This window comes from Streptomyces sp. NPDC057939 (assembly GCF_042887545.1).
In the GTDB taxonomy this organism is placed as follows: Bacteria; Actinomycetota; Actinomycetes; order Streptomycetales; family Streptomycetaceae; genus Streptomyces.
On sequence record NZ_JBHVPG010000036.1, the window covers coordinates 1 to 25,889 of the forward strand.

Annotated in this window: 16 protein-coding genes; 8 read left to right on the forward strand and 8 right to left on the reverse strand. The window is 73.0% G+C overall.

Going from position 1 to position 25,889, the window contains the following annotated elements; genetic code table 11:
- Positions 1-150: 150 nt before the first annotated feature.
- A complete protein-coding gene (locus ACFVS6_RS29955; protein WP_389708700.1) occupies positions 151-2,139 on the reverse strand; it encodes an FG-GAP-like repeat-containing protein in 1,989 nt (662 codons plus the stop codon).
- Positions 2,140-2,247: 108 nt separating this feature from the next.
- Positions 2,248-3,477 carry a hypothetical protein gene (locus tag ACFVS6_RS29960; protein WP_389708702.1) on the reverse strand — a complete coding sequence of 410 codons (1,230 nt, stop codon included), beginning with the start codon at positions 3,475-3,477 and terminating at the stop codon, positions 2,248-2,250.
- 336 nt (positions 3,478-3,813) lie between these two features.
- Here ACFVS6_RS29960 and ACFVS6_RS29965 point away from each other — a divergent pair, with 336 nt between their 5' ends.
- The 3 genes from ACFVS6_RS29965 to ACFVS6_RS29975 all read left to right on the forward strand — a co-directional run bounded on the left by ACFVS6_RS29965 (position 3,814) and on the right by ACFVS6_RS29975 (position 6,471).
- Entirely contained in the window at positions 3,814-4,410 is a 597-nt protein-coding gene (locus tag ACFVS6_RS29965; RefSeq protein WP_389708704.1) for a hypothetical protein, read from the forward strand.
- A 68-nt stretch (positions 4,411-4,478) separates the two neighbouring features.
- The gene (locus ACFVS6_RS29970) at positions 4,479-6,077 is read left to right on the forward strand and encodes a prepilin-type N-terminal cleavage/methylation domain-containing protein (RefSeq protein ID WP_389708705.1); all 1,599 of its coding nucleotides are present in this window, start codon (positions 4,479-4,481) and stop codon (positions 6,075-6,077) included.
- Between the two features lie 4 nt (positions 6,078-6,081).
- Complete coding sequence (locus tag ACFVS6_RS29975) at positions 6,082-6,471, forward strand: excalibur calcium-binding domain-containing protein (protein ID WP_389708707.1); 390 nt, start codon at positions 6,082-6,084, stop codon at positions 6,469-6,471.
- A 143-nt stretch (positions 6,472-6,614) separates the two neighbouring features.
- Here the strand turns inward: ACFVS6_RS29975 and ACFVS6_RS29980 are convergent, their stop codons facing one another.
- From ACFVS6_RS29980 to ACFVS6_RS29995, 4 genes are all read right to left on the reverse strand, one after another.
- Positions 6,615-7,103: a tRNA adenosine deaminase-associated protein gene (locus tag ACFVS6_RS29980; RefSeq protein ID WP_389708709.1), complete on the reverse strand. Its 489-nt coding sequence runs from the start codon at positions 7,101-7,103 to the stop codon at positions 6,615-6,617.
- A gap of 76 nt (positions 7,104-7,179) precedes the next feature.
- The gene (locus tag ACFVS6_RS29985) at positions 7,180-7,881 is read right to left on the reverse strand and encodes a M24 family metallopeptidase (RefSeq protein ID WP_389708711.1); all 702 of its coding nucleotides are present in this window, start codon (positions 7,879-7,881) and stop codon (positions 7,180-7,182) included.
- Between the two features lie 328 nt (positions 7,882-8,209).
- Complete coding sequence (locus tag ACFVS6_RS29990) at positions 8,210-10,756, reverse strand: tetratricopeptide repeat protein (RefSeq protein ID WP_389708712.1); 2,547 nt, start codon at positions 10,754-10,756, stop codon at positions 8,210-8,212.
- A 63-nt stretch (positions 10,757-10,819) separates the two neighbouring features.
- On the reverse strand, positions 10,820-10,990 hold the full coding sequence (locus tag ACFVS6_RS29995) for a hypothetical protein (RefSeq protein ID WP_389708714.1): 171 nt from the start codon (positions 10,988-10,990) through the stop codon (positions 10,820-10,822).
- A gap of 241 nt (positions 10,991-11,231) precedes the next feature.
- Here ACFVS6_RS29995 and ACFVS6_RS30000 point away from each other — a divergent pair, with 241 nt between their 5' ends.
- On the forward strand, positions 11,232-11,966 hold the full coding sequence (locus ACFVS6_RS30000) for a hypothetical protein (protein WP_389708716.1): 735 nt from the start codon (positions 11,232-11,234) through the stop codon (positions 11,964-11,966).
- A gap of 49 nt (positions 11,967-12,015) precedes the next feature.
- On the opposite strand, the gene ACFVS6_RS30005 is transcribed toward ACFVS6_RS30000, so the two are convergent.
- Positions 12,016-16,041 (reverse strand): AAA domain-containing protein, encoded by a 4,026-nt coding sequence (locus ACFVS6_RS30005; protein ID WP_389708718.1) that lies wholly within the window; start codon positions 16,039-16,041, stop codon positions 12,016-12,018.
- Positions 16,042-16,478: 437 nt separating this feature from the next.
- Between ACFVS6_RS30005 and ACFVS6_RS30010 the strand changes: the two genes are divergently transcribed.
- Positions 16,479-18,932 (forward strand): SpoIIE family protein phosphatase, encoded by a 2,454-nt coding sequence (locus tag ACFVS6_RS30010; RefSeq protein WP_389708719.1) that lies wholly within the window; start codon positions 16,479-16,481, stop codon positions 18,930-18,932.
- Positions 18,933-19,037: 105 nt separating this feature from the next.
- Here ACFVS6_RS30010 and ACFVS6_RS30015 read toward each other — a convergent pair whose 3' ends face one another.
- Positions 19,038-20,510, reverse strand: coding sequence for an SDR family NAD(P)-dependent oxidoreductase (locus ACFVS6_RS30015; RefSeq protein ID WP_389708800.1), 1,473 nt, complete (start codon positions 20,508-20,510; stop codon positions 19,038-19,040).
- Positions 20,511-20,966: 456 nt separating this feature from the next.
- Here ACFVS6_RS30015 and ACFVS6_RS30020 point away from each other — a divergent pair, with 456 nt between their 5' ends.
- The 3 genes from ACFVS6_RS30020 to ACFVS6_RS30030 all read left to right on the forward strand — a co-directional run bounded on the left by ACFVS6_RS30020 (position 20,967) and on the right by ACFVS6_RS30030 (position 25,768).
- Positions 20,967-22,613, forward strand: a complete 1,647-nt coding sequence (locus ACFVS6_RS30020; RefSeq protein ID WP_389708720.1) for a hypothetical protein — start codon at positions 20,967-20,969, stop codon at positions 22,611-22,613.
- Between the two features lie 214 nt (positions 22,614-22,827).
- Positions 22,828-23,550 (forward strand): SDR family oxidoreductase, encoded by a 723-nt coding sequence (locus ACFVS6_RS30025; RefSeq protein ID WP_389708722.1) that lies wholly within the window; start codon positions 22,828-22,830, stop codon positions 23,548-23,550.
- A gap of 313 nt (positions 23,551-23,863) precedes the next feature.
- Positions 23,864-25,768 (forward strand): copper resistance CopC/CopD family protein, encoded by a 1,905-nt coding sequence (locus tag ACFVS6_RS30030; RefSeq protein WP_389708724.1) that lies wholly within the window; start codon positions 23,864-23,866, stop codon positions 25,766-25,768.
- Positions 25,769-25,889: the final 121 nt, after the last annotated feature.

Here is a 25,889-nt window from a genome sequence, read left to right on the forward strand (position 1 = left end):
AGGGGCGCGGATACTCAGTCGCGGGGGCGGGGAGTTGCTAACACGACACCGGGCCCCTCCGGCGGGCGCAGGGCCTCGGCATCAGCTTCACCGCCGGGCCTGTCCCGTACATGGGGATCTCATGACGGGCCGCAAGGAACGGCCCGTCGGTTACGGCACCTCGACCACGGTCTCGCAGGAGCCGCCGGCCGCGATCGCGTCCGTGCCGGGGAGCGTCGGACCGCCGTTGGCGTCGCCGGCGCAGACGTCCGCGCCGCCACCACCGGAGAGGGTGTCGCTGTCGGCGCCGCCGACCACGGTGTCGTTGCCGTTGCCGCCGGAGAGCGCGTCGTTGCCGGCCCCGCCCTTGAGGGCATCGGTGCCGTCACCGCCGGTGATGGCGTCGTTGCCGTCACCCCCGTCGACGTGGTCGTTGCCACTGCCGGCCGACACGGCGTCGTTGCCGCCGAACGTGCAGATGGTGTCGTTGCCGCCGTTGCCGCTGACGCTGTCGACCCCGTTGCCGGTCACGATCACGTCGGCGCCGTTCGTGCCGTTCACGGTCCCGTTGCCGGTGATCGTGGCGGCGAGACCGTTGCAGCCGGCCGAAACGTTGATCGTCACGGTCGCGATGTTCGAGTCGACGGTGCCGTCGGTCGCCTTGTACGTGAAGCTGTCGCTTCCGACGTACGCGCTGCCGGGCTGGTAGCTGAAGGAACCGTTCGCGTTGAGCGTGAGGGTGCCGTGCGTCGGGCCGGTCACGAGAGCCGCCGTGAGCGGGCTGCCGTCCGGATCCGTGTCGTTGCCGAGGACACCGGGAGCGCCGACGACGAGCGCGGTGTCCGCGCCGACCTTGCCGTACGCGTCGTTCGCCGCGGTCGGCGTCCGGTTCGTGGTGTTCAGCAGCACCGAGGCGTCCTTGGCGTACGTCGCCGCGTTGTTGCTGTTGGCCGTGACGACATCGGGACGCCCGTCGCCGTTGAGGTCGGCCACCGCCGTGGACTGCGGGTTGATGCCGCCGGCCAGCCCGAATACGAGCGGGCTGCCGAACGCACCCGCGCCGTTGCCCTCGAACGCGATGACCTCGTTCGAGCCGGCGCTGGAGACCACCAGGTCGACGTGGCCGTCGCCGTTGAGGTCGGCCACCGAAGCGGAGGTGAGGTTCGATCCCGCCGACAGGAGGCTCGCGGTGCCCAACCCGCCCGCGCCGTTGCCGAGCAGGACGGCGACGCGCCCCGGCGTGCCGGGCGCCACCACGACGACGTCCTGCTTGCCGTCCTCGTTGACGTCGGCGAGCTTGAGCTTGGACGGCAACGTCATCCCGGCCGAGACGCTCGACGCCGCGCCGAAGCTCCCGTCCCCGTCGCCCAGGAGCACGGAGAGCGTGCCGGCCGACGAGTTCGACGTGACGAGATCCAGATGGCCATCGCCGTTGAGATCGGCGGCCGCGACGCCCTGCGAGCCGGAGCCGGCGCTCAGAGCGAACTGGGCCGCCGCGCCGAACGTGCCGTCGCCGTTGCCCAGCACGACCGAGACGTTGCTCGTGTTCGCGTTGGACGTCGCGAGATCCTGCTTGCCGTCCTCGTCGAAGTCGCCCACGGTGACGCCGGCCGGGAAACGTGCGACGCACGGGTTGTCGCCCGTGGTGTCGCAGCCGGGCAACGGGTTGAGCTGCACCGCCGTACCGGCGCCGAGAGCCCCGGATCCGTCGCCGAGCCAGACCAGGGCGACGTTGCCGCGCGCGTCCTGGCTGATGACGTCCTTGTTGCCGTCGCCGTTGACGTCCCGGATCTCCACCGAGTTGAGGAAGCGGCTGGTCGAGGTCAGTGGCGCCGCGTACTTCGTCACGGCGCCGAATCCTCCGCCGCCCGATCCGAGGAACACGCCGACGCCCTCGGTGCGGATCGCCGTCACGAGGTCCGGCTCGCCGTCGTTGTCGAGATCGCCGAGCGCGACGGCGCCGCTGCCGCGACCGTTGTCGTCGAGGTGCGTGGCGGTCCCGAAGCCGGTCGTGTTGACGCCGGTCGACGAGGCCGGCGTGGCGACCATGACGACGGTCGCCACCGCGAAGGCGATCGTCGGGATGCGGCGCCGCCGACCGTGCGTGGCCGCGGCGGCGGGGCCGTCCGGCGTGAGGTGCCGACGTGATGATCTGTGCATGGGTGAGGACCCTCCTAAGGGCCTGGTGCATAGGAATGGGCGACGCCGGACCGTCGGTGGGCGGGTTCGCGCCCGTCCGACGGTCCGTTGCCCGGTCTTCCGGGTCGCCTAGTAGCCGTAGGCGGCGAGGGTTTGCTGGATGGTGGCGTCGTAGTCCCAGTCGTTGTTGAACAGGTCGCTCCAGACGGCCGCGGCACCGGCGTTTCCGCCGTTCAGGGCGACGCCGTACTGTGCGATGGTCCCGTAGCCGGAGTACGCGCCCGGGTTGACCTCGGTCCACGTGTTGGGGTCATTGCCCGTGGTGCCGTTCAGCGAACTCGACGTCCAGCTCACGCTCATGACGTTCGACTTCGCGACGAGACCCAACTGGGTGTTGCCGCCGGCGTTCGCCGTCACCGCTCCGCGCACCTGGCTGATTCCTGATTCCAGGCGCACCTTGCACGCGGTGCCCGCGCTGTCGCAGGCGCTGCCGCGGAACACGTTCTGGCCCGCCCCGCTGTCGGTCCACGTGAACCCGTTCTGCACCAGCGCCTGCTTGGACGCGGCGCCGAACGGTGCGGAGGCCGGGTCGGCGACCGCGATCCGGTTCCCACTCGTCCCCAGCCAGGTCACCACGTCCGGGATCGTGGTGGGCGCGCCTCCCGGGACCGGCGTCGCGTCACAACGGGGCGACTGCGCCTTGCCGTTGCCGCTGCCGTTGGCGTCCGCGCCGAATGCCAGGGGCGGACTTGCGGCGTTGGACGGGTCGTCGCCCTTGGTCGAGCCCGCCCAGGTGCCGTTACAGCTGTAGATCGCCAGACGCCCGACTGCCACGAGGTGCTTGCTCGATGCGTCGCCGTTGCACTCGACGCTGCCGCTCGCCGTGCACGTGCCGCCGTCCGCGGTCGGGATGACCGCGTCCACGTTGGCTTCGTCCGCCGACAGGAACGCGTCGATGTGCAGCGGCCCGTTCTCGCAGTTGTTCGACGAGGACGGGTTGCAGGTGGTGTACGGGCCGGCGCTCTTCAGCTGCTGACGCAGGCTTCCCGACGTGATCCCGCGCATCGTCGACGTGTCGATCACGGGCTTGTTCCAGAACCCGCCGACCTGCGATGCGGGGTTCGCGACGAACGGCGTGAACGACTTGGCCGTCGCGATGTGACTCCTCATGTCCTTCAGGGCGGGATACATGTTGTTCGCGACACCCACCTCCGAATCCGTCGTCGCGAATGCTGCCGGTGCCGCGGCGGCGATGAGCGCCGTCGCGAGCGCGCCCGCCGCGAACGCGTTCCGCATCCGACGCATCGCGGTGCGACCGGGGTGCGGACCGCTTCTGGTGCGGCTGGACCTTGTGTGCATCTGCTACTCCTCGTGGATCTGGTGGGTGGCGGCTGCCGGAGGGGCGTTCTGTCGGCTGGATCAGGCACATGCGCGAAACTCATGGGCATCTGCGAGGTTTCCGGCACGAAAGCGCCGCACGCGCCTAGATGGTGCTCACCTGGAACCCCAGTAGTCAATCGTTGACAACCTTGCGTGCTGTGGATCTAATACGCGTATCCGAACGGCAACGGGCCTAGTGGGCGCATGTCGTCAGCCCGCTGCGGGATGCGCGGAAGGGGCCGGCGGCACGATGGGCAGAGGCGTGGTATGGCAGTGTTGAGCAGGCTGACGGGCTCACGCGCGATCAGGCGTGGTGTGCTGGCACTGGCGGTGGTCGCGGTGGCGATGGGCGTCGTGGTGTTCGTACGCGGTGGGTCGGACGCGCCGGCCCGGGCCCAGAGGCCGGAGCGCGAGTGGTGCACGCCGGGGACCGCGCGCAGCGGACTCTGCCCCAACAACGAGCCGTTCGACGTGAAGGAGTACCTCACTCACGGCGACGCCTTCGATTGCCCGGGCTTCGCCAATCAGGCGGATGCCCAGGCGGTATTGCGGGCCGACGCCAGCGATCCGAACCACCTCGATGACGGAGGGGGCGTCGCGTGTCGCGGATTGCCGGAACCGCGCGACACCACACCGGTTCCCCTGATCGCGCAGCAGTTCACGTGCGGTCCTGGCGACATCCGTAGCGGCCTCTGCCCGCAGCCGGATCGAACCTTCGACGCTCGTTACTTCGTACGCCACGGCAACGACGCCTACGACTGCCGGGACTTCGCCAGCCAGGCGGACGCGCAAGCCGTCCTGCGCTTCGCCCCGGAAGACCCGAATCGACTCGACGGTGACAGGAAGGGCATCGCCTGCCGGGACCTGCCGGGGCCCAAGGACGTCGAGCCCGTGCGGCGGGGCACACCGTGACGCGGCAGAGGCCCCCGCGCGCACTCGGGCCGAACGTGACCCATCGATCGAAGGAAGCCCCGAACGCCATGAGACCGGACCATCGCCCGTTCCGCCCACGCACCGGACGTCAGGACGGCTTCACGCTCATCGAGTTGCTCGTGGTCATCGTGATCCTGGGCGTCCTGTCCGCCATCGTGGTGTTCTCCGTCAGGGGCATCGGCGACAAGGGCCGCGGGAGCGCGGTCGCCGCGGACGCCGCGATCCTGCGAACGGCGGAGGAGTCCTACTGTGCGAAGTACGGACACTACGGCACGATCGACGACCTGAAGATCGCCGGACTGCTGACCGGTGAGCCGGACTACAACATGGTGGCGGTCGGCCAGGAGAACAAGTGCGGTCGGGGCCAGAAGTCGTCGTACACGCTGTACGACACCTCACCGACGGAGAGCGCGAAGGACACGATCCCGGTGGGCGCGGGCCCGGCCGACGTCGCGGTCGACGAGAAGGCCGATCGCGTGTACGTCGCATCCAGCGTCGGCAACAGCGTCACCGTGATCGACGGCAGGACGGACACGCCGATCGGTGCTCCGATCGACGTCTCCGGCGCCGTGTCGAGCCCGGACCGGATCGGGGTCAACCCCAACACGGGACAGGTCTACGTCGGGGGTACGGGCGGTGTCGCGATCATCGACACGACCAAGGGCAATCAAGTGACCCGCGTCAGCGGCTACACGACCAAGGTCGCCGGTCTGGCCGTCTCTCCCGAAAGCGGCGAGGTCTACGTCGGCGGCGGTTTGAACGCCGGCTCGGCGGTGGCCTACATCGCGCCCGGCACCTCGACGGCCACGCCGGTCCCTCTGCCTTCCGCAGGACTCGCGAACACCAGCGGCAGCATGAACTTCTCCTTCGACACCGCGCGCCACACGGTGTACTTCGCGAAGCAGGGCATGGGCAACAGTGCGAGCCTCAACATCGGCCTCTACGCCATCTCGACGCAGACCCATCAGGCCAGGATCGTGGCGGAGCTCCCGACGAAGCAGGGCTGCGACAGGATCACCGGCCACGGGCACTTCTCGACCGGCTCCGCCCGTGGCATCACGGCCTTCGATCCGAACCGCAACCTCGTCTACCTCCTTGCCGCCAGGTGCGTCGAGGACCTGAAGAGCACCAACGGTGCGAGGTCGGTCGGGACGACGATCGTCATCGATCCCGACAACGGTGGTTCGACGACGATCGACGAACGACCGGATGCGCCCTACGGTGTCCAATACGCGGTCTACAGTGCCTCGGCGGCGTCGGTCTTCATCTATGCCGGCGGTGGACTTTCACCTGAATGCGGCGCCCTCGCGGGCCGCATCAGCCGAGTGGAAGGCAAGAAGGCCACCAACCAGGTGACGTCCTGCAAAGGCTCGGGTGCCCTCGGAAACCCGGAGCACAAGCTCGTCGTGCTGAAGAACTTCAACAGGGTCTTCAGCGCGCAAGTGCTCGCGACCGACTTGCAGACGGGCGTGCAGGTCGCACCGGGCGGCCTGGGAGTGGTCGACGGCACCACCGTGCTGACGCAACCCACACTCGGCAAGTCTCGGCACTTCGGCTCCCTGGCCGTGAACAACACCACGGGGAAGCTGTACGCCCTCGACCCGGACAACAGCAACGTCGCGGTGTTCCGGACGGGATCGGTCTAGGGCCATGGCGGACCAGTCACGCACCATCCACAACGGCCGGGACCGCCGGCCGCGACCGGGGCGTCGTACGTCCCTCGCGGTGGCGGTCGGTGTGATCGCGGCGATCATGCTGACCGGATGCTCCGGCAACGAAGCCCCGGAGCGCACCTTCGACGTCGCTCCTTATGTCAACAAGGGCCACGTGGCCGACTGTGAGGCGTTCAAGGCGCAGGCCGACGCGCAAGCGGTGCTGCGCGCGGCCCCGCTGGACCCGAACGGACTCGACCGGGACGGCGACGGCATCGCATGCCCGAACCTTCCCGAGCCGACGGACAAGAAGCCGGTCCACCGGGACTTCATGACCGACCTGGACGGCGCGCCGATCATCGAGCCCCTCACGCCGGGGCCGACGTAGCGACGGCGAAGGCGCTCCTGCCCGCCACGGGCGCCGGCCGGTCGGGCTCCCGCCGCGGGAACCCGACCGGCCGACCGCCTCGCCCCGCCCCGCCCCGCCTCGCTTCGTGGGAGGAACGGCGACAAGGACCGGCCGTACCGGCCCTACCGGCGCAGTCGGTCGAACTCGGCGGTGAAACCGCACCGGTCCGCGACGGCACGCAATTGGTCGTCGGGCACGCCGTCCGGTCCGGCCAGGACGGCGGCCATGGCTTCGGCGGTGAGCCCCAGGTCGGCGAGGATGCCCGGATCCCCGGCCGGGCGCGCGCCGGGTGCGTCCTCCTCGGGAGGCGTGATGCGCAGGGCGTCCAGGGCCTGGGCCGCGAGCGTGTGCCGGTGCGCGGCGCGGGCGTCCGAGAGCAGCAGTGCGCTTTCGGCCGTCGCGGAACCAGGGTTCGCGGAACGCAGGATCAGGAAGAAGGACTCGTCCGCGTTGAAGAATCCGAACACCGGCTCCGAGGCCCCGACGGCGCGGACCGCGGCGATGGCCTCGTCGAGCCCGGTGAGGGCGGTGCGGTCCAGGCGGGTGCAGTGCCAGGCGTCGTTCCGGCGTTCGACGGTGATCGCGTATCGATGGTTCTTGTGTTCTGTCACGGCCCCACAGGTGCCCCGTCGGCCCACCCGCCAGCCGCACGCGGCCCCGGCATGGCCCGCACGGACCAATGCTCGGTCAGACGAGGTCGAGCAGTTCCGTCTGCACGGCGACGGGACCGCGGTGCTCGTCGAGGAGGTGGATCTGGAGGATCCAGTGGGCCCGTACCCCCTCCTCCAGGGTCCGGCGCAGGGGCCGGTCGTTGTCCGGACCGATGAACACCTCGGGTCGTGCCCCCTCCGCGTGCGCGGCGGCCGCGGTGCCGGTCAGCCGACCGCAGTGCCGGACGCCCAGACTCCGGCCGGCCCTGGCCGCCAGGCCGCGGACCTTCGCGTACAGCTCGCGCCCGGTGATGGACTCGTCGGCCCGGAAGGCCTCCCGGGCGCCGGAGGCCACGGCGGCCAGATCGTGCACGAGGCCACGACGCACGGGGCCGTCACCGAGGGCCACGGTCCGGGCGAAGCCCGTCTCGTACGGGGCCAACAGCGACTCGAAGTCCAGCACGACCAGGTCCTGCGCGCCGATGACCCGCTCCGGACACCGCCCGCCCACCACGGCGCTCGGCCACGACCGTACGAACCTGCGGCGGACCCGGCCCGCCCGCACACCGAACACCTCCCGGGCGATCAGGGCGATCCGGTTGTCGACCTCTTCCTCGCTGCGCCCGGGCTTGATCACCTGAGTGGCGATCACGTGCGCGAACAGGCGCTGCGCCATGCGCTGGCCCTCCAGCAGGTGCAGGGCGCGCAGGCCCACGTCCATCCGGTCCAGCGTCGTCATCGTTCGTCCTCGGTGTCGGCCCGTGCCCGCGCCGCCTGCGGGGCCCGCCGGGGCCCGGGCCGGAGCCCGAACCTGCCGTGGAGCGCCGGAGCGGGCCCGGGGCGGGGTGGTGATCGGCGGGGCGCCAAGGGGGAGCCCTGACGGCCTGGCCGAACCTAACAGCGTCGGCCCGCGCGGCATCACCGGTTGATCATCCAGCTCCGGGCCGAAACCGGCCGCCCGCCCTGGTCCGTCGTACGAGGACCGGCGCGGGACGCCGCGCCGCGCGGAGGGGCCGCGCGATGCGCGCGGCACCCTCTGACCGGGCGCGGCGCGGTTGCCCCGCGGCTCAGGTGGTGTTCCGTCGGGCGGCGTCCAAGGCGTCGGCAAGGGCGGTGCGGGTGGCCGGGAGGGCGGGGTGGTTCGGACCGAGGAGTTCCTCCTCGTCGGCCAGCAGCTCGGTGAGTTCGGTCGCGGCGCGGGCCGGTTCCCCCGTCGCCGTACGCCAACGGGCCAGGTCCATGCGGGTCCCCAGGGTGTGCGGGTGCTCCGGGCCCATCACGCGCAGACGGTCGGAGAGAAGAGGTTCCAGCAGCGCGACCGCCTTGGTCGGGTCGCCGGCACGTCCCGTCCAATCGGCGATGCGGGCGCGGGTGGCGAAGGTGTCGGGACCGTCGGGGTCTTCGGCCTGCTGGACTTCCAGGAGGTCCCGCAGGGCGGCGAGCGCGCTCGGCACGTCGCCGAGTTCCCCCCGGTGGTGCATGGCGGCCGACCGGGCGCGCAGGACGTCCGGGTGGTCGGGTCCGAGGCGTGCCTCGTCCTCGCGCCAGGCCTGTTCGTGCAGGGCCAGGGCTCCGGCGTGGTCTCCGGCGGCCGCGAGGAAGTTGGCGAGGTGGTTGCGGTTGCTGATGGTGTCGCGGTCCCCGGCTCGACCCAGGCCGATGCGCAGTTCGTACAGGTACTTCAGCTCCACCACCGCCCCGTGGGGGTCGCCGGCCGCACCCCGCCAGACGGCGGCGCTCTGCCGGGTCTGGAGCAGGCCGGGATGGTCCGGCGGGTACAGGGGTGCCTGGTCGGCGTGGAGGGAGGCGTAGGCGCGGGCCGCTCCGGCGGGGTCGCCCGCCTTGGCCTGCCACCACGCCAGGTGCCCGCGGGTGTCGAGGCTGATCTCGTCGTCCGGTGCGAAGCGGGCCTCGACGACCTCGCGCAGTCGACGGAAGTGGCGCAGCGCCGCCGTCGCCTGGCCCGAGTCGCCGAGGCTGTGGCCCATGCGGTAGAGCACGGGGTGGGGCACGGGCGTGAGCAGGTCCTCCCGGGCGTGGCCGGCGAGGGCGAAGGCGTTGGCGCGCAGTGCCCGGTCGAGGCGGGCCGGGACGCCTGGGGCCTGCCAGCCTTCGACGAGGGCCTGGGCGGCGGTGCTCACCGCGGTACGGCGTTCCGGTGGGTCCAGCCGGTCGCGGGTGGCGCGTTGGGGCAGGGCGTGGACGCGTATCGCCTTGCCCGCGAGGGCGCCGCCCGGGCCGGGCTCGGCGGTGGGGCCGGTTTCGGTACGGGCCGCGGTGGTGTCGACGGAGAGGAGGCTCAGCCGTCGCAGGTTGTGCACCGCGTCGTGGACGTCGTCGAGGGCGGCGGCGCCGGAGTGCCTCGGGGCGAGCGCGGACAGGGCCGGGGTGGCGATGAGTTCGCCGGGAACACCGGTGCCGTCCAGCAGGCTGAGGACGTGCATGACGGGTCCGGCCAGGCCGCTCGGCCGCAGTTCGTCGGCGCGCTCGATCGACAGCGACCAGGCGGCGGACAGGGGCAGCGGATATTCGTCGGGGAGTGAGCCGTCGGGCACCAGGCCTGCGAGCTTGGAGCCTTCCCGGGCGAGGCGGGTGCGGTAGGCGGCCGGGCTGATCCCGTTGTCGAGCAGGAACGCGGCCGCGTGCGCGAGTCCGAGGGGCAGGTGGCCGAAGTCGGCGGCGAGCGCGGCGAGGTCCTCGGGGGCCGCGTGGTGCGGGCCGAGCCGGGAGGTCAGGTAGGCCAGGGATTCCTGTTCGTCGAAGAGGGTGAGGTCGATGACGGTGCCGCGGGCCTGGAGGGCCGCGTCCCGCCGGCGCGTCGTCACCAGCGTGACGCCGTTCTCGGAGTGCGGCGGCCACAGGCCGTCGAGGTCCTGTGGCCGGGCGAGGTCGTCGATCACGACGCACCAACTGCGTCGGGCGCGGGCCAGCCACCCTTCGAGTTGGGCCGCGGTGGCCTCGGCGTCCGGCCGGGTGGTGCCGGTGAGGTCGGCGGCGACCGCGGCGAGTTCGGAGACGAGTTCCTCGCGGGAGGCGCCCGTCACCCAGACGACGAGGTCCAGGGTGCCGGCCGTCAGGCGTTCGCGGACGTACTCGGCGGCGGTTTGCGTCTTGCCCACGCCACCCGCTCCGCTGAGCAGGAACCGTCCCGGCCCCGAGGGGACGCGCAGCGCGGGCCGGGCCAGGAAGCAGTGGGCGGGTTCGGGCAGCGGGCCGAACCGGCGCGGCCAGGTACGGCCCTCGGAGGCGGCGCGGGCGTCGGTGGCCGAGCGGGTTCCCGAACGGCGTTCGGACTGGAGGTCCAGGAGGTACTCGTAGTCGCGCTCCCAGGCGGGTAGGTCGGGTTCGCCGGGCAGCCCCTGTCGGTGGTGCAGCGCGGCCACCAGGTTCTGGACGGTCTCCAGGCGCGGGACGCGCTTGCCGGAGAGGGCGTCGGCGAGGGTCGAGCGGGCCACGGGCAGGTGCGCCCGCTCGGTGGCCCGCACCAGGTCGTTGTACGAGCCGCCGCCCCGCTCCCGTACGTGGGCGCGCAGCAGGTCGGCGAACCATTCGCGGGGCGTTCGGCCGGGTGACGGCCCGTCGTGCGGGGCCCGGCCGTTGTCTTTGTCGGTCACGGGTCGATCGTAGGAACGGCGGTGCGCCGGGCACCGCCGTTCCCACGAATTCGGTGCTTCCGTTCAGTTCCCGACGTCGGTGCGGCTCCGGCGGTCGCGCAGGTAGCGGCGGCCCGCGCGGGTGGCGCGGCGTACCACGGCCACCGCTCCGCCGGTCGCGGCGACGAACTGCAAGTACGGGACGAGATCGGTCAGATGATTCAGCAGGGCGTCGGACAGATGAACCAGGTCCATCGCGGGGCTCCTCCCCGGGAGACATCCGTCCCGGGTGGTTCCCGGTGACGTATTCCAAGGTTGGAGGCCTGCCGGGTGTCCGACACCGAACTCGGACGGGCGTCGGACGCGGCCGGACGGGCCCGTCGTACGACCGTGGTCGACGGCCCTCCTCAAGGGGCGAGTTTGCGCCGGACGGGGCCAGGACAGGACCGGATGGTGCCCGTAGAGGGCGGGCGCGCGAATGTCGGGAGGGTGGACCATGGCAGCCGACATCACGGCGGAGATGTTCCTGAAGGCCTTCAACAAAGTGGGTGGGGACAGCAGCGCGGCGGCGCAGGGAGTGGTCAACTACAAGAGCCTCCAGAGCTGGCGGACGTCCCAGATCGCGCAGGCGGCTGCCGCCGGGGCGGCCGCGATGGCGATACCGGTGGCCCACATGGCCACGCTGGCGGCCGACTTCGTGGTCCTGCTGCGCAAGATGGCCGTCTGCGCGTGGGGCATCGGCTACAAACTGGGCGCGCCGGTGGACGCCGAGGACGACCTGGCGATCATTCTGGGGCTGTGGTCCGGGGCGGTGGAACCGGACGCCCTGAGCGTCACCGCGGTCACCGCGAGCGGGGCCGCGACCCTGATCGCCGTGAACGCGGCGCACCCGACGTTCACGCAGGCCGTGCTGACGCAGATCCTGACGCAGGGCGGTCACACGGGGGCGACGGTGATCGCCGGCAAGGTGGCCGGCAAGGCCGGGGGCAAGATGGTGCTGAAGCTGGGGAAGCCGGCACTGCAGATGAACGCGCACAAGATCGCGGTGAAGTTCTCGGTGATGCTCGGCTCGAAGGCCGTCACGGGCGCCCTGCCCTTCATCGGGGCGCTGGCCGGCGCCGCGATCAACGCGCACTTCGTCAACCGGTTCGCCGACGCCGCCGAGACGTACTACCGGGCCAAGCTCGCGTACCCCAACGGGCCGACGGAGGAATCTCGCGTCCCCGTGTAGGCGGCGCGGGGTCGGTTCGGGCGGGGGCGTCGACTCGGGGCCCGTCCGATCAGGGGCCCGTCCCACTCGGGGCCGTCACGTACGAGTGACGGCCCCGAGCCACGGTCCGGTCGCCGTCCGGCGGCCAGGTGGCGCGGTCACGGAGGTGGTGGAACTCCGTCAACTCGGAAGCCAGGACGTCGAAGTGCGGGAGCGGGGCCCACAGGTCGCGCTCGCCGATGACGTAGAGGCGGCGTTTGGCGCGGCTCGCCGCGACGTTGAGCAGGTGCGGCGTGCGGGCCGCCCAGTCGCGGGCGCCGGGCCGGCCGCCGCCGAGCACGAGGACGACCACGTCGGCTTCCTTGCCCTGGGCGCGGTGGACGGTGGCGCAGCGCTCCTCGATCAGTTCGGAGGTCCAGTCCTCGCGGCCGCGGCAGACCTTCTGGCATCCGCCGACGAGTGCCCGGAAAGGGGCGATGACGCGCACGCGCTCGATGCCGACGCCGTGCCTGCGCAAGTGGTCGAGGACGAACTCGAAGGCCCGACGGTCGCGTTCGCCCCACGGGGCGTCGGCCGGGCGGGCCGGGTCGTCGGTGTTGAGCCAGCGGCTGGGCAGCAGGCCGTCCCGTTCCGCGTCGGGGAACGCCTCGTACGGGGTGCCGTGGACCATGAGGCCGCCGTACGCGACCTCGTTGCTGACCGTGAACATCGGCTCCTCGCAACGGCGGTGGACGCGCAGCGGCGCGCCCACCCAGACGTCCTCGTCGTCGGTGTCCGGGGCCGGCAGGTAGGTGCCGTAGCGGTTGGTCCGGTCGGCGACGGCCTGGGCCGAGGTGGCCGACGGCAGCCAAGCCTCGTCGACGCCGTAGGCGCGCAGCAGTCGGCGCTGAAGGGCCGTGGGCATGGTCACGACGGGTTCGAGCTGGAGCGGATCGCCGACCAGAACGGCACGGCGGGCGCGCCACAGCGCACCGGCGGCGGCCTGCGGGGTGGCCTGCCCGGCCTCGTCGACGAGGACCCAGCCGATCGACTCCCGGCCGAGGCGGGCGAACATGCTGCCGATGGAGGAGAAGGTGGTCGAGACGACGGGAACCAGGAGGAAGAGGGTCCGCCACGCGTGCTCGACCTCCGCGTCGGGGACCGGCCCGTTGGTCCCGGCCATCAGCTCCATGAGGACCTGAAGGTTGCCGCGGACCCTTTTCGCGGCCCCGGCGGCGAAGGCGCGGTGCAGGTCGAGGGCGCGCAGGAAGAGGTCGCTGCGCGCGGTGGACCAGGCCTCGTCCGCCCAGGGCGAGCCGAGTTCCTGTTCGGCCTCGTCGAGGTGCGACCAGCCGAGCGGCAAGGACGGCAGGCCCCGGGCCGCCTCCCGCAGTTCCCGATGGCGGCCGTCGAGTTCGCGGACGGCGACGCGCAGGTCGCGGCGGGACGAGTCGGCGACCTGTCGGGCGTGCTGGAGGGCGGTGGCTGCCGCGGACTCCCGTGTGCGCGCGGCCCGTTCCTGGTCGAGGGCGTCGGTGAGGTCGGCGGCGGCGTCGTCGACGGCGGTACCGGAACGGGTGTGCCGGTCCACGGCCAGGGACTCGGCGCGCACGGCCGCGGCGACCCGCTCCAGGCAGTCGTCGAGCGCGGCGCGCTGCCGGACGAGCTGGTGGGCGATCTCGGCCCGGGTCTGCTCGTGGTGTCGTTCGGCGGCCTCGCGTTCGGCCGTGCTCCGCAGCAGCCGGCGCAGCCCGCCGCGCAGGCCCCGCTCGGCGTCCGGGGGCGCGTCGTGGCGGGCGGTGAGCGCGGTCGCGTACTCGCGGTGGTGAGCGGCCATTTCACGGGCGACGGACAGGTCCGCGCGGGCGGTCGCCAGTTCCCGGCGGGCCTGCGGCACGTGCTCGGATGCGGCCCGGTGGCCGGCCTCGGCAGCCGCGGTGGCGGACCCGGCGGCGGCGGTTGCGGCGCCGGCCCGGTCCAGGGCCGCGGTGGCGGTGGCGACATGCCGGTCGGCCCGGGACACGGCGGCTTCCAGATCCGAGATCCGCTGCCCGGCCGACGGGGATTCGACGGCCGCCAGGGCCCCGGCCAGCCGGGTGCGCCCGGCCCGCAGGCGCTCGACCTCGGCCTGGGCGGTACGGAACGCCGCGACGGCGGCGGTCCACGACGGTACGGGCCGAGCGGGCCCGGCCGCCGCAACCGGCTCCGCCGGGGTGACGGGACGCAGGCCGCCGGGTTGCCGCCGGGGAGGGATCCAGTCGCTCAGGATCTCCCGCATGCCGCGCAGCGGCGGCAGCTCCGCGGCCTTGCGGGCCTCGGTCTCCTTCTCGGGCAACCGGCCCCACCAGAACCGGTCCCCGAACTCCTTGCGGTTGCCCTTGTTGCCGAGCACCGCCGCGACCAGGCCCCAGGCCGGCCCGCCGAGGAGCGCGGAGGCGAGGTCGGAGAAGTGGTCGGGGCCGTCGTGCCAGTGCTCGTCGAGTGCGCCGATGCCGGGCAGTTCGGCGGTGATGTTCTCCACGGCGCCGTTGTTGGAGGAGGTGACCACGATCTCGAACCCGGTCAGCCGAGGGTCGAGCGGCGACACGAACCGGGCGTGCCTGCCCTGGCGGTCGTTGCCCCGCCACGCCGGACCGGTGAACGCCTGCCCGGGCCGGTCGAACGTGGCCAGCACCGCGGCCCGTTCGACGACCAGGGCGGCGACCAGGTCGCGCAGCATCGTGGTCTTGCCCGTGCCGGGCGGTCCGTTCACGGAGAACATCCCGCCCTCGGTCCCCGCCCGGTCGGCGAGCAGGCGGTCGACCGCGAACTGCTGGCTCAGGGCGAGCGGGAACCGCACCGGCGCGGGCCAGCGGCCGGCCGGGACAAGATCCGGAGCCACCCCTGCCAGAACGACCCCGCGGTCCCGGCGCACATCCGTCCTGGCCCCCACCGCGACGGCGTCGAGCTCGGTCAGGTACGCCTCCAGCGCCGGCCCGATGCCCGTGCCGACGGCCGCGGACACCCGGGCCAGATCGGGCGGCAGGAGGCTGTTCAGGAACGGGGCCGCGGCGGCGACCTTCGTACGGGGGTCCTGCGGCCGGCGCACCAGCCTGCTGCGCACCCGGAGCACCTGCGGCCGCAGGTGCTCCCGCACTCCGCACAGGTCGGCGATCTGCGCGGTCAGGGCGACCAGGTCGGCGAACGCGAGCGGACGGGGACCGGCGCCGGCGCCCTGTTCCGCAGGCAGGTCCGGACCGTCGGCCGACGTCCCCTCGGGGACGCCCCCGGTGCCGTCCGGCCGCCCGGAGTCCACCTGCTCCTCGGCGGGGCGCCGGGCCGCGACCCAGTCCGCGGTGCGGCGTACCAGGGGCTCCGCCGCGCCCTGCAGCGCGGCGCCGGCGACCTCCCCGAACAGGGCCCCGACCGCGCCCACGGCGGCGCCGCCCAGGATCTCGGCGAGGAGCAGTTGCCAGCTCCTGGCGCCGGTCGCCGCCCGCGTTCCCGCCGCGCCCCCGGGGTCCGGCAACCGCTCGTGCTCCGTGCCGGTGGCCTGGGCGGTGGGGCCGTAGGGGATCGTGGTGGCCGTGAGTGCGTCGATGGCTCGTCCGAAGGCGTCGTCGAGCTCCTCGAAACCGTCCAACCAACCGGGTTGGGACGGCCCCGGATCGAACAGTCGGCCCGTCGCCCAGGCGCAGGCGGAGACCACGGACGTGTCCTCGATCGGCCTGCCCTCGTCATCCAGGACCAGCGCGAACATCGCGCTCTGGCCCGACAGCACCAGCTCGGACTGCGGCACGCCGGGATCGGGATCGGTGCCCGGCGGCAGTACCGCGATCATCGCTCGGCGAAGCAACTCCAGGTCGAAGACCCCGCCGTAGACCTCGTGCCGCCACATCCGACCGAACGGCGCCCGTCGTGCCCCCGTCTGCGGATGGTCCGTGGCCCACGGCAGGGGCGGTGGCACCCGGCCCGGCTCCGGTGTCAGGTCGATGACGTACTCGTCGCTCGGCCCGGAGCGCGCGGCGGGACGCCGGCGGGGCAGCGCCGGGATGGTCGGCGGACCGAACAGCTCGATGGCGCGCCAGCACTCCAGCAGGGCCTTCCGCCCAAGGTCCTGCGCGTGTCCGCTCCGCACCCACTGCCCCCGTGTCGCACGCGCGGCAATCTGCCGCTCCCCTGAAGATCAGCCGTGTCGTCGAATCTACCGGACCGTCAGCGGGCCGGATGTCGGTCGGTTGCCCTCCGACGCGGACAGGACCGGGGGCACGGCCGGGCGCGGGTCCCGCCCCGAACCCCGTGCCCGAGAAACAGGCTCCGCGGGGCGGGGCGGTCGGGCGGGGTCGTCGGGCCGGCCGGGTCCCGCCCGGTCCGGGGGTGTGGACGGCGCGCCGGCGTCCCGGCCCGGAACGGGGGATCGTTGGACGTCGGGGCGTGCCCTGGCCGGCCCTCTGCCGAGGTGCGGCGGCGCGGCGATACTGGAGGTACGGCGACCGCCCGGTACCAGGTCACGCCGGGTGGTCTCGGGGCAATGCCCGCTGTGCGGTCCGATCGGCAGGTCGAAGGGTGGCAGCGATGGACGCACCAGCGCCCGGATCCGGTGAAGCGCCCGAGGACCCGTTCGCGCTGCGGAACTCGGCCTCGGTCGTGCTCGACGACCACGGCAGGGTCGTCGGCTGGAGCGAGCGTGCGCAGGAATACCTCGGCCACCTGCCCGACGAGGTGCTGGGCCGCATGGCATTCGAAGTGTTGTTCGATCCCGGGGATCGTGAGGTGGTCCGGGAGGCGGCGGCCGAGTGCGTGCGGGATCGGGGGTGGTCCGGTGTCCTGCCCGTCCTGCACCGCAGCGGGCGACGGGTCGAGCTGGGCTTCCGCGCCCGCGCCGTCATCCGCGCCGGCTCGACCCGCGAGTGGTTCCTCGTCGTCGCCCCGGCGGAGGAGGTGATCCGGTGGGAGACGGACCGGTCGGTCCTGGACGGACTGTTCCGGCGCTCCCCGATCGGCCTGTCCGTCCACGCCCCCGACCTGAGCATCCTGCGGATCAACCGGGCCCTGGCCCGGTTCACGAAACTCTCCGCGGCCGAGATCCGGGGGCGACGCATCGGCGACTTCCTCATCGGGCCGGACCTGAAGACCATCGAGACCAGACTGCGGCGGGTGCTGGACACGGGCGCCCCCCTGATCTTCACCGAGCAGCCCTGTCACCTGAGGAGCGACCCCGGTCGTGAGCGGGTCGTCGCGGTGTCGGCGTTCCGGATGGAGGACCCCTCCGGCGGGATCCTCGGAGTGACCCAGCTGGTCGAGGACGTCACGGACCGCTACCGCGCCCGGCGACGGCTCGCCCTGCTCAACCGGGCGAGCACCCGCATCGGGACCACGCTCGACCTCGGACGGACCACCCGGGAGCTGGCGGACGCCGCCGTCCCCGACCTCGCGGACGCCGTCTCGGTGGACCTGCTGGAGTCGGTGGCCCGGGGCGAGGAGAGCCCCGAGGGGGAGAGCGGATCGGTCCGCAGGATGGCCGTCCACTCGGTCGTGGAGGAGGCGCTGCGGGTGATGCACTCCGCCGGAGAGGTCTTCCACTTCGACCCCCGTACCCCGCAGGCAAGGTGCCTGGCCGAACAGCAACCGATCCTCGAACCGGTGCTCCGGAGCAGCCCCGGCTGGTACTTCCGGGACCCGGAACGCGCACGGCGCGCCCTCGGTCTGGACGCCCACTCGCTGATCGTCGTACCGCTGACGGCCCGCGGTCTGCTCCTCGGCCTGCTCAGCCTGTGGCGGGCCGAGCGGCCCGAACCGTTCGAGGAGGACGACCTCACGCTCGCGGAGGAGTTCGCCGCGCGGGCCGCCGTGTGCATCGACAACGCCCGCCGCTACACCCAGCAGCACCAGGCCGCGTTGACCCTGCAACGCAGCCTGCTGCCGCAGGAGTTGCCCGAGTACAGTGCGGTCGACGTCGCCCACCTCTACCTACCGGCCGATCCCGCCACCGGCGTCGGGGGCGACTGGTTCGACGTCATCCCCCTCTCCGGGGCCCGCGTCGCCCTCGTCGTCGGCGACGTCGTCGGGCACGGTCTGCACGCCGCGGCCACCATGGGCCGCCTGCGCACGGCCGTGCACACCCTGGCCGGCCTCGACTACGCCCCGGACGAGGTCCTCTCCCACCTGGACGACCTGGTCAACCGGCTGGCGGCCGAGCAGGAGCCCGCGGGCGGACGCCCACAGGGCCGGCAGATCGTCGGTGCGACGTGCCTCTACGCGGTCTACGACCCCGTCTCCCGACGCTGCACCCTCGCCCGGGCCGGTCACCTGCCCCCCGCCGTGGTGGCCTCCGACGGCACGGTGAGCCTGCCCGACCTGCCCGAGGGGCCGCCGCTCGGGCTGGGCGGACTCCCCTTCGAGTCCGCCGAACTGGAACTCGCCGAGGGGAGCCTGCTGGCGCTGTACACGAACGGCTTGGTCGAAGCGCGCGGCCTCGACCTCGACGAGGGACTCGAACGGCTGCGCGGGGCGCTGTCCCGGCCCGGCCGCTCGCTGGAGGAGACCTGCGCGGCGGTGCAGAACGCCCTGCTGCCGGAGCACCCGCCGGACGACGTCGCCCTGCTGCTGGCCCGCACCCGCGTGTTGGCGCCGGAGCGGGTCGCCTCCTGGGAGCTGCCCGCGGAGGCGACCGCCGCGGCCCGGGCGCGGCACCTGGCGGACACCACGCTGACCAGGTGGGGCCTGGGGGAGCTGGCCTTCACCGCCGAACTGGTCGTCAGCGAACTGGTCACCAACGCCTACCGGTACGGCGGCGGTACGCCGGTGTCCCTGCGGCTCATCCGCGACCGCAGCCTGATCTGCGAGGTCTCCGACCGCAGCAGCACCGCTCCGCACCTACGACGGGCGCGCACCACCGACGAGGGCGGCCGCGGCCTCTTCCTGGTGGCGCAGCTCACCGAACGATGGGGCACCCGCTACACCCGGGATGGCAAGACCGTCTGGACGGAGTTCACCCTCGCCTCGGCGGCGGAGCGGCTCACCGGCTAGCGGAGCGGATCCGCCGGCGGGAGCGGCGGGAGCGGTAGGACCGGCAGGGAGCGGTGGTGGTTGCGGTGGCGTCCGCCACGGGATCCGCGGGGGAGGCCGGAGGGGTCACCACGGGACCTCCCGGTAGTCCTTCAGGAGGACGCCGTTCACGGGCGCTCCGGCCTGCCCCCGCACGATCGGGTGGTAGACGCGGGCGGCGCCGTCCACGACGTCCAGCGGCGGCCGCCAGCCGGTGGCGGCGTGCCGGTTCCGGGCGGGCAGGGGCTTCTCGTCCGTGACCCACCCGGTGTCCACGCTGCATGTGTGGATGCCGCGGGCGGCCAGCTCGGCCGCGCTGGTGCGGGTGAGCATGTTCAGCGCGGCCTTGGCCATGTTGGTGTGCGGATGGTCGCCCGTCTTCCTGTGGACGGTGAACCGGCCCTCGACCGCCGACACGTTGATGAGGTAGCGGTGGGGGTGCGGGGAGGAGTCCAGCAGGGGCAGCAGACGGTCGGCGAGCAGGAACGGCGCGACGGCGTTGACCAGTTGGACCTCCAGCAGCTCCGCCGGGTCGATCTGCCCCAGACGCAGCGTCCAGGAGTTGGTGGCGGCCGTCTCGGGCAGCAGGCCGGCCTCGTCCACGCCCTCCCGCGACGGCGGGACGGCCGGCGGGGCGTCCGCCGTGCGCGCGGTACCGGGGGCGCGGGGCGCCGGGACCCGTGGGGCGAGCTCCGCCGTCCACGGCAGGGCCGCGGTGAACGGGCCGGGTACGGAGAACCCCGGAGCGGTCCAGATCCGTGGCGTGCCGAGGGACGCCCGGGCCGGCGTGCCTTCGCCGCCGGCCAGCGCGGCGTACGCCTGCGGGGAGCGGCGCAGCGTCTGGGCCGCGTTGTTGATCAGGATGTCCAGGGGCAGCCCCTGGGCCAGCACGTGGTCCGTGAAGGCGAGGACCTGCCGGGGATCGCGCAGGTCCAGCGCGGCGATCCGTAGCCGCGACCACCACTGCGCGGCGTCGGGGACGGACGCGAACCGGCGCACCGTGTCCTGGGGGAAACGGCTGGTCACGGTCAGCTCGGCGCCGTCCCGCAGGAGCATCAGCGCGACCTGGAAACCGATCTTGACGCGGCCGCCGGTAAGCAGCGCGCGCCGGCCGGTGAGGTCGGTGCGGTTCGCACGGTGGGCGAGGTTCTCACCGGCGCATTCGGGACACAGCAGGTGGTAGAAGTCGTGGACGCGCAGGTAGTGGTTCTTGCAGACGTAGCAGCGCAGGGGCCGGTTGAGCAGCCGTTCCGGACCGTCGTCGTCCGGCGCACGGTCCGGCAACCGGCGCCCCGCGGACGGCCCCGGGTGGAGCGGAACGTCCTCGGGGGCCGTCGGACCTCGCCCCGGCGGGGCCGGCGCGGGCAGAGCGGCGTCCATGACGCGGTCGCGGGCACCCATCGCGGTGGTGGCGAGCAACTCCGCGTCGGCTGCGGCCCGCACCGCGCGCGCCTCGGTGCGACGCCTGAGACGACCGTCGCGGACGAGGTCGCCGGCGGCCCGTTCCAACGACCGGCGCCGGGCGTCGTCCACGGGTAGCTGCCGTGCCTGCCGGAGCATGTCCAGGCAGATCTGTATGCGCTCACTGTCCACGGGGTGCCTTAGGTGTGATGGATCGTGCGCGGCTCCCCGACCCGTCCGGTGGCGTTCATCGCACGTGGACGACCGGGCCGCGCACGGTGAGGGCGAGCCGGACGCCGCCGGTGGGGAAGGCGCGCTCATGACGGACGCGTAGCACGGGCGCCGCGTCCGGAGGTGGTGATCAGAATAGGCCGCGGGCCGGAGGGGCGGGCACCATTTTCGGCCCGGACCCCGCACCCGGCGGACGCCCCCGGGCGGAGCCCTCCGCCCGGGGCGCGCCCTCGGATAGTGGGAGATTCCCGAATCGGACAGTGGACGTCTGTTTCGCGCCGGTTGGGGATGATCCGGGTGTCGGCCCGTCCGGTGGGTGTTGTGCTGGAGTGGCTGCGCCCGTCGGGGCGAGCGTCGGACAGCGTCAACAGGGGGTCTTCAGCCATGGCTTCTCTGCACTACGACATACTCGCCGATCCGGCTCCGCTCCAGGTGCCGGTCGCGGGCGAGGAACGCCGAGGATCGGTCCACGTCGTCGTCTCCAACCCGACCATGGACGAGGTCATCTGGTACTCCATCGAGCTACGGGTGCCCTGCGGCCAGGGGGCCGGGGACCTGACGGCGAACCCGAAGGCGATCACCGCGCGGATCGAGCGGAACACCGCGACGAGGCAGGGCGAGGAGCCCCTCCTCACCTGGGACGACAACACGGGCGTCCTCACCGTGACGGCCCGGCCGAACGCGCTGTTCCAGGAGGCCGGTTCCATGGTCCTGGTCCTGGACGGCTTCCCCGTCTCCGGCGCGGCGGGACTCGTGCTGCTGCGGGTGACGGAGCGGGCGGCGAACGGCGCCAGGGTGCAGAAGAACCCGGTGACCCTGAGCCTGCTGAAGCAACTGCCCAAGGTCCCGAGCAACTTCCGTGCCCGCCAGTCCCTGGTGGCCGGCGGCCAGGACGTCGTCCTGCTGTGGGACGGGCCCGACACCCTCACCTACCGGATCCAGGGCCCGGAGGGCCAACCGGAGACCGTCGCGCCGACACCGGGCGCAACCGGCTGGCAGTGGTCGCCGCCCGCGGGCCGGGAGCCCGGGAGGGACGCCACGTACACCCTGATCGCCACCTCCCCGGGCGGACAACAGGCCGGGTACTTCCTCACCACCACGGTCCACCTGCGCAGCCCCGAGTTCGAGGGCGTCACCGCCACCGCCGGCATCCACAGTCCTTGGATCGAGGGCACGACCGACAGGGGCAGGATCGTCCTCACCGCGCAGGGCGCCCGGATCCGCGACGCCGCCGACGAACCGGGCACCCTCACGGCGGCCAGGGCCGACGTCGACACCGTCACCGCGACGTGGGTCCGGGGACGCGAGAGCGACGCCGGGTGGATCGGCTTCCCGTCCGACGGGATCAGGGTCGGCCGCGGCGGAGGAGGCGACCTGGGAACCGTCACGGCCGACAGGATCAGCGTGACCGGCGTCAACACCCGGTGGGTGGGGGACCGGGACTCGGGCAAGGGATGGGTCGAGTTCCCGCAGTCGGGAGTGAACGTCCGCAAGGACGGAAAGCAGGACTGGGGAACCGTCGCCGCCGACCTGGCGGACCTGAACGGCATCAACACGAAGTGGGTGCAGGGCCGCACGTCCACCGACGGATGGATCGAGTTCCCGGCCTCCGGGCTGAACGTGTTCCAGGGCGCCGGAAGCCGCCAGTGGGGGACCGTCGCGGCCGACAAGGCGGACCTGAACGACCTGGTCACCCACCGGGCCCGGGTCGAGGAACGTCTCACCCTCCAGGGCGGGCTGACCGTCGACAACGTGCTGGAGACGCAGGACGGCCCGCCGCGGCTGATCGTCCACGGCCGCCTGGAGGCCGAGGGCGAGGTGGCGGCCGGCGACACCGTCACCGTCAACGGAGACCTCACCACCCTCGGCATGCTGCGCGTCCAGGGCGAGTCCCGCCTCCAGGGGAAGGTGAACGCCGGAGCACACCTTTCGGTCCGCGACGCGGGCGACTGGATCATGCACACGAACGACGGGAAGGTGGCGATCAACGGCGACCTGCGCGTCCACGGGGCATTCCGCTCCGATTCCTGACCGGATCACCGGGCCGACCGCACACCGCCCGGCAGGTGTGCGGTCCGGCCGCGCGTTGCGCCGCGCGGGGGTATCCCGGCAGGCCGTGCGGCACCACGCCCGGCGGCGGCGGGCAGGGTCCGACCGGCGGTGGTCTCCTGGGGCGGGAGCCGACGGCGCGTGCCGCGGCGGCTCCCGCCGCCCCCGCGCCCCGATGGGAAGGACCCCGACCGGTATGCCCAAGCCCCTGATCGTGATCACCGGTGCCAGTTCCGGCATCGGCGCGGCCACCGCCCGGCTGTTCTCCTCCCAGGGCCATCCGCTGCTCCTGGTGGCCCGCCGGCTGGAGCGGCTGGAGGCGCTGGGACTGCCCGACACGCTGTGCCGGAAGACCGACGTCACCGACCGGCCGGCAGTGGAGGCCGCCGTGCGGGAGGCCGAGGAGCGCTACGGGCCGGTGGACCTGCTGGTCAACAACGCGGGCGCGATGCTGCTGGGCCGGATCGCCGACCAGCCGGTGGACGAGTGGGAGCGGATGCTCGACATCAACGTGAAGGGCCTGCTGTTCGCGACCCGCGCGGTCCTGCCCGGGATGCTGGAGAGGGGCGCGGGCACCATCGTCAACATCGGCTCGGTCGCCGGGCGCAAGACCTTCCCGAACCACGCGGCCTACGTGGGAACCAAGTTCGCCGTCCACGCGATGTCGGAGAACCTCCGCGAGGAGGTGGCCGCCACCGGGGTCCGGGTCGTGACGGTGGCTCCCGGGGCCGTGGAGACGGAACTGCTGTCGCACACCAGCGACGAGCGGATCAAGAGCGACTACCAGGCGTGGAAGGAGTCGGCGGGCGGCGCGCTGGACCCGGACGAGGTGGCCGCCGCCATCGCCTACGCCTACGGTCGGCCCCGCAACGTCACCGTCCGTGAGATCGTCCTCGCCGCGACGGGCCAGGAAGCCTGAACCGGACGTCAACGCCGGCGACGGCGCCGAGTGGGACACCGCCCCGGCCCCGGGCCGGGGCGTGTTCCTGCCGCCCCATACAGGACGGTGCCCGGGGAGGCGCCTTCCGGGGCGTGCTTTAGCCGAAGTTGCTCAACCAGCGCCGCTCGGGCGCCGGTCGCACTATCGTCCACATCTCGCCATGCCCTCCGGCCCCGCCGGAGTCCGTCCCGTCGCCCCCGGCGAGCCGTACCGTCCGGCTGTTCCTCCGTACGACCGCGATCCGGGCGGTGGCGTCGCCGCCGGCGACCGTCCATTCGGAGGCTGCCCCTTCATGCACACCGGATCGCCTTCCGCGCGGACGTCGTCGACCGTCCTGGCGCTGGTCGTCGCCGTGCTCGCCCTGATCCTCGGCGGGGCGGGCCCGGCCTCCGCGCACGCGAGCCTCAGCGGGTCCGATCCCGCGGACGGCGTCGTACTCAAGACCCCTCCGCGGCAGGTCACGCTCACCTTCACCGAATCGGTCAGCTTCTCCGAGGACTCGCTCAGAGTGCTGTCGCCGGACAACGAGCGCGCGAACCCGCGCCCGGCGCAGCACGCGGACGGCAAGGACAACACGGCACGGGTGGAACTGTCCGCCGAGCTGCCGCAGGGCACCTACACCGTGGCCTGGCGCGTCGTCTCCGCCGATGGCCACCCGATCTCCGGAGCGTTCGTCTTCTCCGTCGGCAAGCCGTCCGAGACCGCCGCCGTGGTGGGGACGGGGGCCCCGGAGGACACGGCGGCCGGCCGCCTGTACGGCTTCTTCCGCTACGTCGCGTACAGCGGACTGGCCCTCCTCGTCGGCGCCGCCGCGTTCGTTCTGGTGTGCCGACCCTCCTCGGCCGCGGTCCGTCGGGTACGCAGGGTGCCGGCAGTCGGATGGGTGACGCTGGCGGTGTCCACCCTGGCCCTGTTCCTGCTGCGCGGCCCGTACGAGACGGGCGGCACTGTGGGCTCGGCGTTCGACGTGGCACAACTGGGCCGAACCGCCACCGGCAGGCCCGGCGGCGCCCTGATCGCACGGCTCGTGCTGCTCGCGGTGGCGGCGGTGTACCTGAGGCGGTCGTCCGCCAGGCTCGAACGCAGCGACGGCGGCACTCCGCGGGAGGAACTCGGCGCCGGTGTCCGCCTGTTCGGCGCGCTGCTCGCCCTGGCCCTGGCGTTCACCTGGGCCGCCGCGGAACACGCCGCCGCCGGGATCCAGGTGCCGTTGGCCGTGCCGGTCGCCGTACTGCACCTGCTGGCCATGGGGGTCTGGCTGGGCGGCCTGATCACCCTGATGGTCCTCCTCCGGGGCCGAGGCACCGGCGGTCGTGACGTACCGGCGTCCGTGATCGGCCGCTTCTCCACCCTGGCCTTCGTGGCCGTGGTCGTTCTCGTCGGCACCGGCATGTACCAGTCCTGGCGACAGGTCGGATCGTGGGACGCGCTGTTCACCACCTCGTTCGGCAGGACCCTCGTCGTGAAGATCGCCGCCGTGGTGCTCGTGCTGTGCGCGGCGTCCTTCTCCCGCCGCTGGACGGCCCGCCTCGTCAGTGAGGCTCCGCCGACCGCCGAGTCCTCGACGGTGCCCGCGCCCCGGCCCGAGCGGGCACGGGTCGTGGAGACGGTCGGCGCGCCCTCCTCCCCGACGCCGACGGGTCCCGGTGGCACGGCGGACGGGCCCGACGGGGACGAGCCGGTCGACGCCGCCGGTCCGACCGGCGTCGAGACCGACGGGTACCGGCGCGGCCTGCGCCGCACCGTCGCCGCCGAGGCCGTACTCGGCATCGTGGTCCTGGCCCTCTCGACCCTGCTCACCGGAACCCAGCCCAGCCGCGCCGCCGACGGTGCTCCGGGGACTTCCGCGCAGGAACCGCAGGCGAAGGTGGTCACGGTCCCCTTCGACATGGGAACGGCCGACCACCGCGGCACGGTGCAGATCACGCTGGCGCCGGGACGCGTCGGCGAGAACACCGTCGAAGCCGTCGTGTTCACCGCGGACGGCGGCCTCGCCACCGTTCCCGAACTGCGACTCACCCTCACCCAGAACGACCTCGGGATCGGCCCGCTGGACGCCGAACTCAAGAACCAGAAGGGGTACTGGGCCACGTACGACCTGCGGTTGCCCATGGCCGGTGAGTGGACCCTGAACCTCACGGTGCGCACCACCGACATCGACCAGGTCACCGTGCGCGACACCGTCAGGATCACGTAGTCCCGTCGCCGTCCCGGCGGCACAGCGGTCGGGGGCGGGGGGGCCGGGCCCGGCGCGGGGCCCGCCCCCCCCCGGGCCCGGGCGGCCCCCCCGGGCGGACGGCCCAACCCCCCAAAAGGGC

Bases quoted from the DNA above. Each gene is read 5' to 3' on its own strand.
- ACFVS6_RS29955 (WP_389708700.1), bottom strand. From the start codon at position 2,139: ATGCACAGATCATCACGTCGGCACCTCACGCCGGACGGCCCCGCCGCC.
- ACFVS6_RS29960 (WP_389708702.1), bottom strand. From the start codon at position 3,477: ATGCACACAAGGTCCAGCCGCACCAGAAGCGGTCCGCACCCCGGTCGC.
- ACFVS6_RS29970 (WP_389708705.1), top strand. From the start codon at position 4,479: ATGAGACCGGACCATCGCCCGTTCCGCCCACGCACCGGACGTCAGGAC.
- ACFVS6_RS29975 (WP_389708707.1), top strand. From the start codon at position 6,082: ATGGCGGACCAGTCACGCACCATCCACAACGGCCGGGACCGCCGGCCG.
- ACFVS6_RS29985 (WP_389708711.1), bottom strand. From the start codon at position 7,881: ATGACGACGCTGGACCGGATGGACGTGGGCCTGCGCGCCCTGCACCTG.
- ACFVS6_RS29995 (WP_389708714.1), bottom strand. From the start codon at position 10,990: ATGGACCTGGTTCATCTGTCCGACGCCCTGCTGAATCATCTGACCGAT.
- ACFVS6_RS30000 (WP_389708716.1), top strand. From the start codon at position 11,232: ATGGCAGCCGACATCACGGCGGAGATGTTCCTGAAGGCCTTCAACAAA.
- ACFVS6_RS30010 (WP_389708719.1), top strand. From the start codon at position 16,479: ATGGACGCACCAGCGCCCGGATCCGGTGAAGCGCCCGAGGACCCGTTC.
- ACFVS6_RS30015 (WP_389708800.1), bottom strand. From the start codon at position 20,510: ATGCTCCGGCAGGCACGGCAGCTACCCGTGGACGACGCCCGGCGCCGG.
- ACFVS6_RS30020 (WP_389708720.1), top strand. From the start codon at position 20,967: ATGGCTTCTCTGCACTACGACATACTCGCCGATCCGGCTCCGCTCCAG.
- ACFVS6_RS30025 (WP_389708722.1), top strand. From the start codon at position 22,828: ATGCCCAAGCCCCTGATCGTGATCACCGGTGCCAGTTCCGGCATCGGC.
- ACFVS6_RS30030 (WP_389708724.1), top strand. From the start codon at position 23,864: ATGCACACCGGATCGCCTTCCGCGCGGACGTCGTCGACCGTCCTGGCG.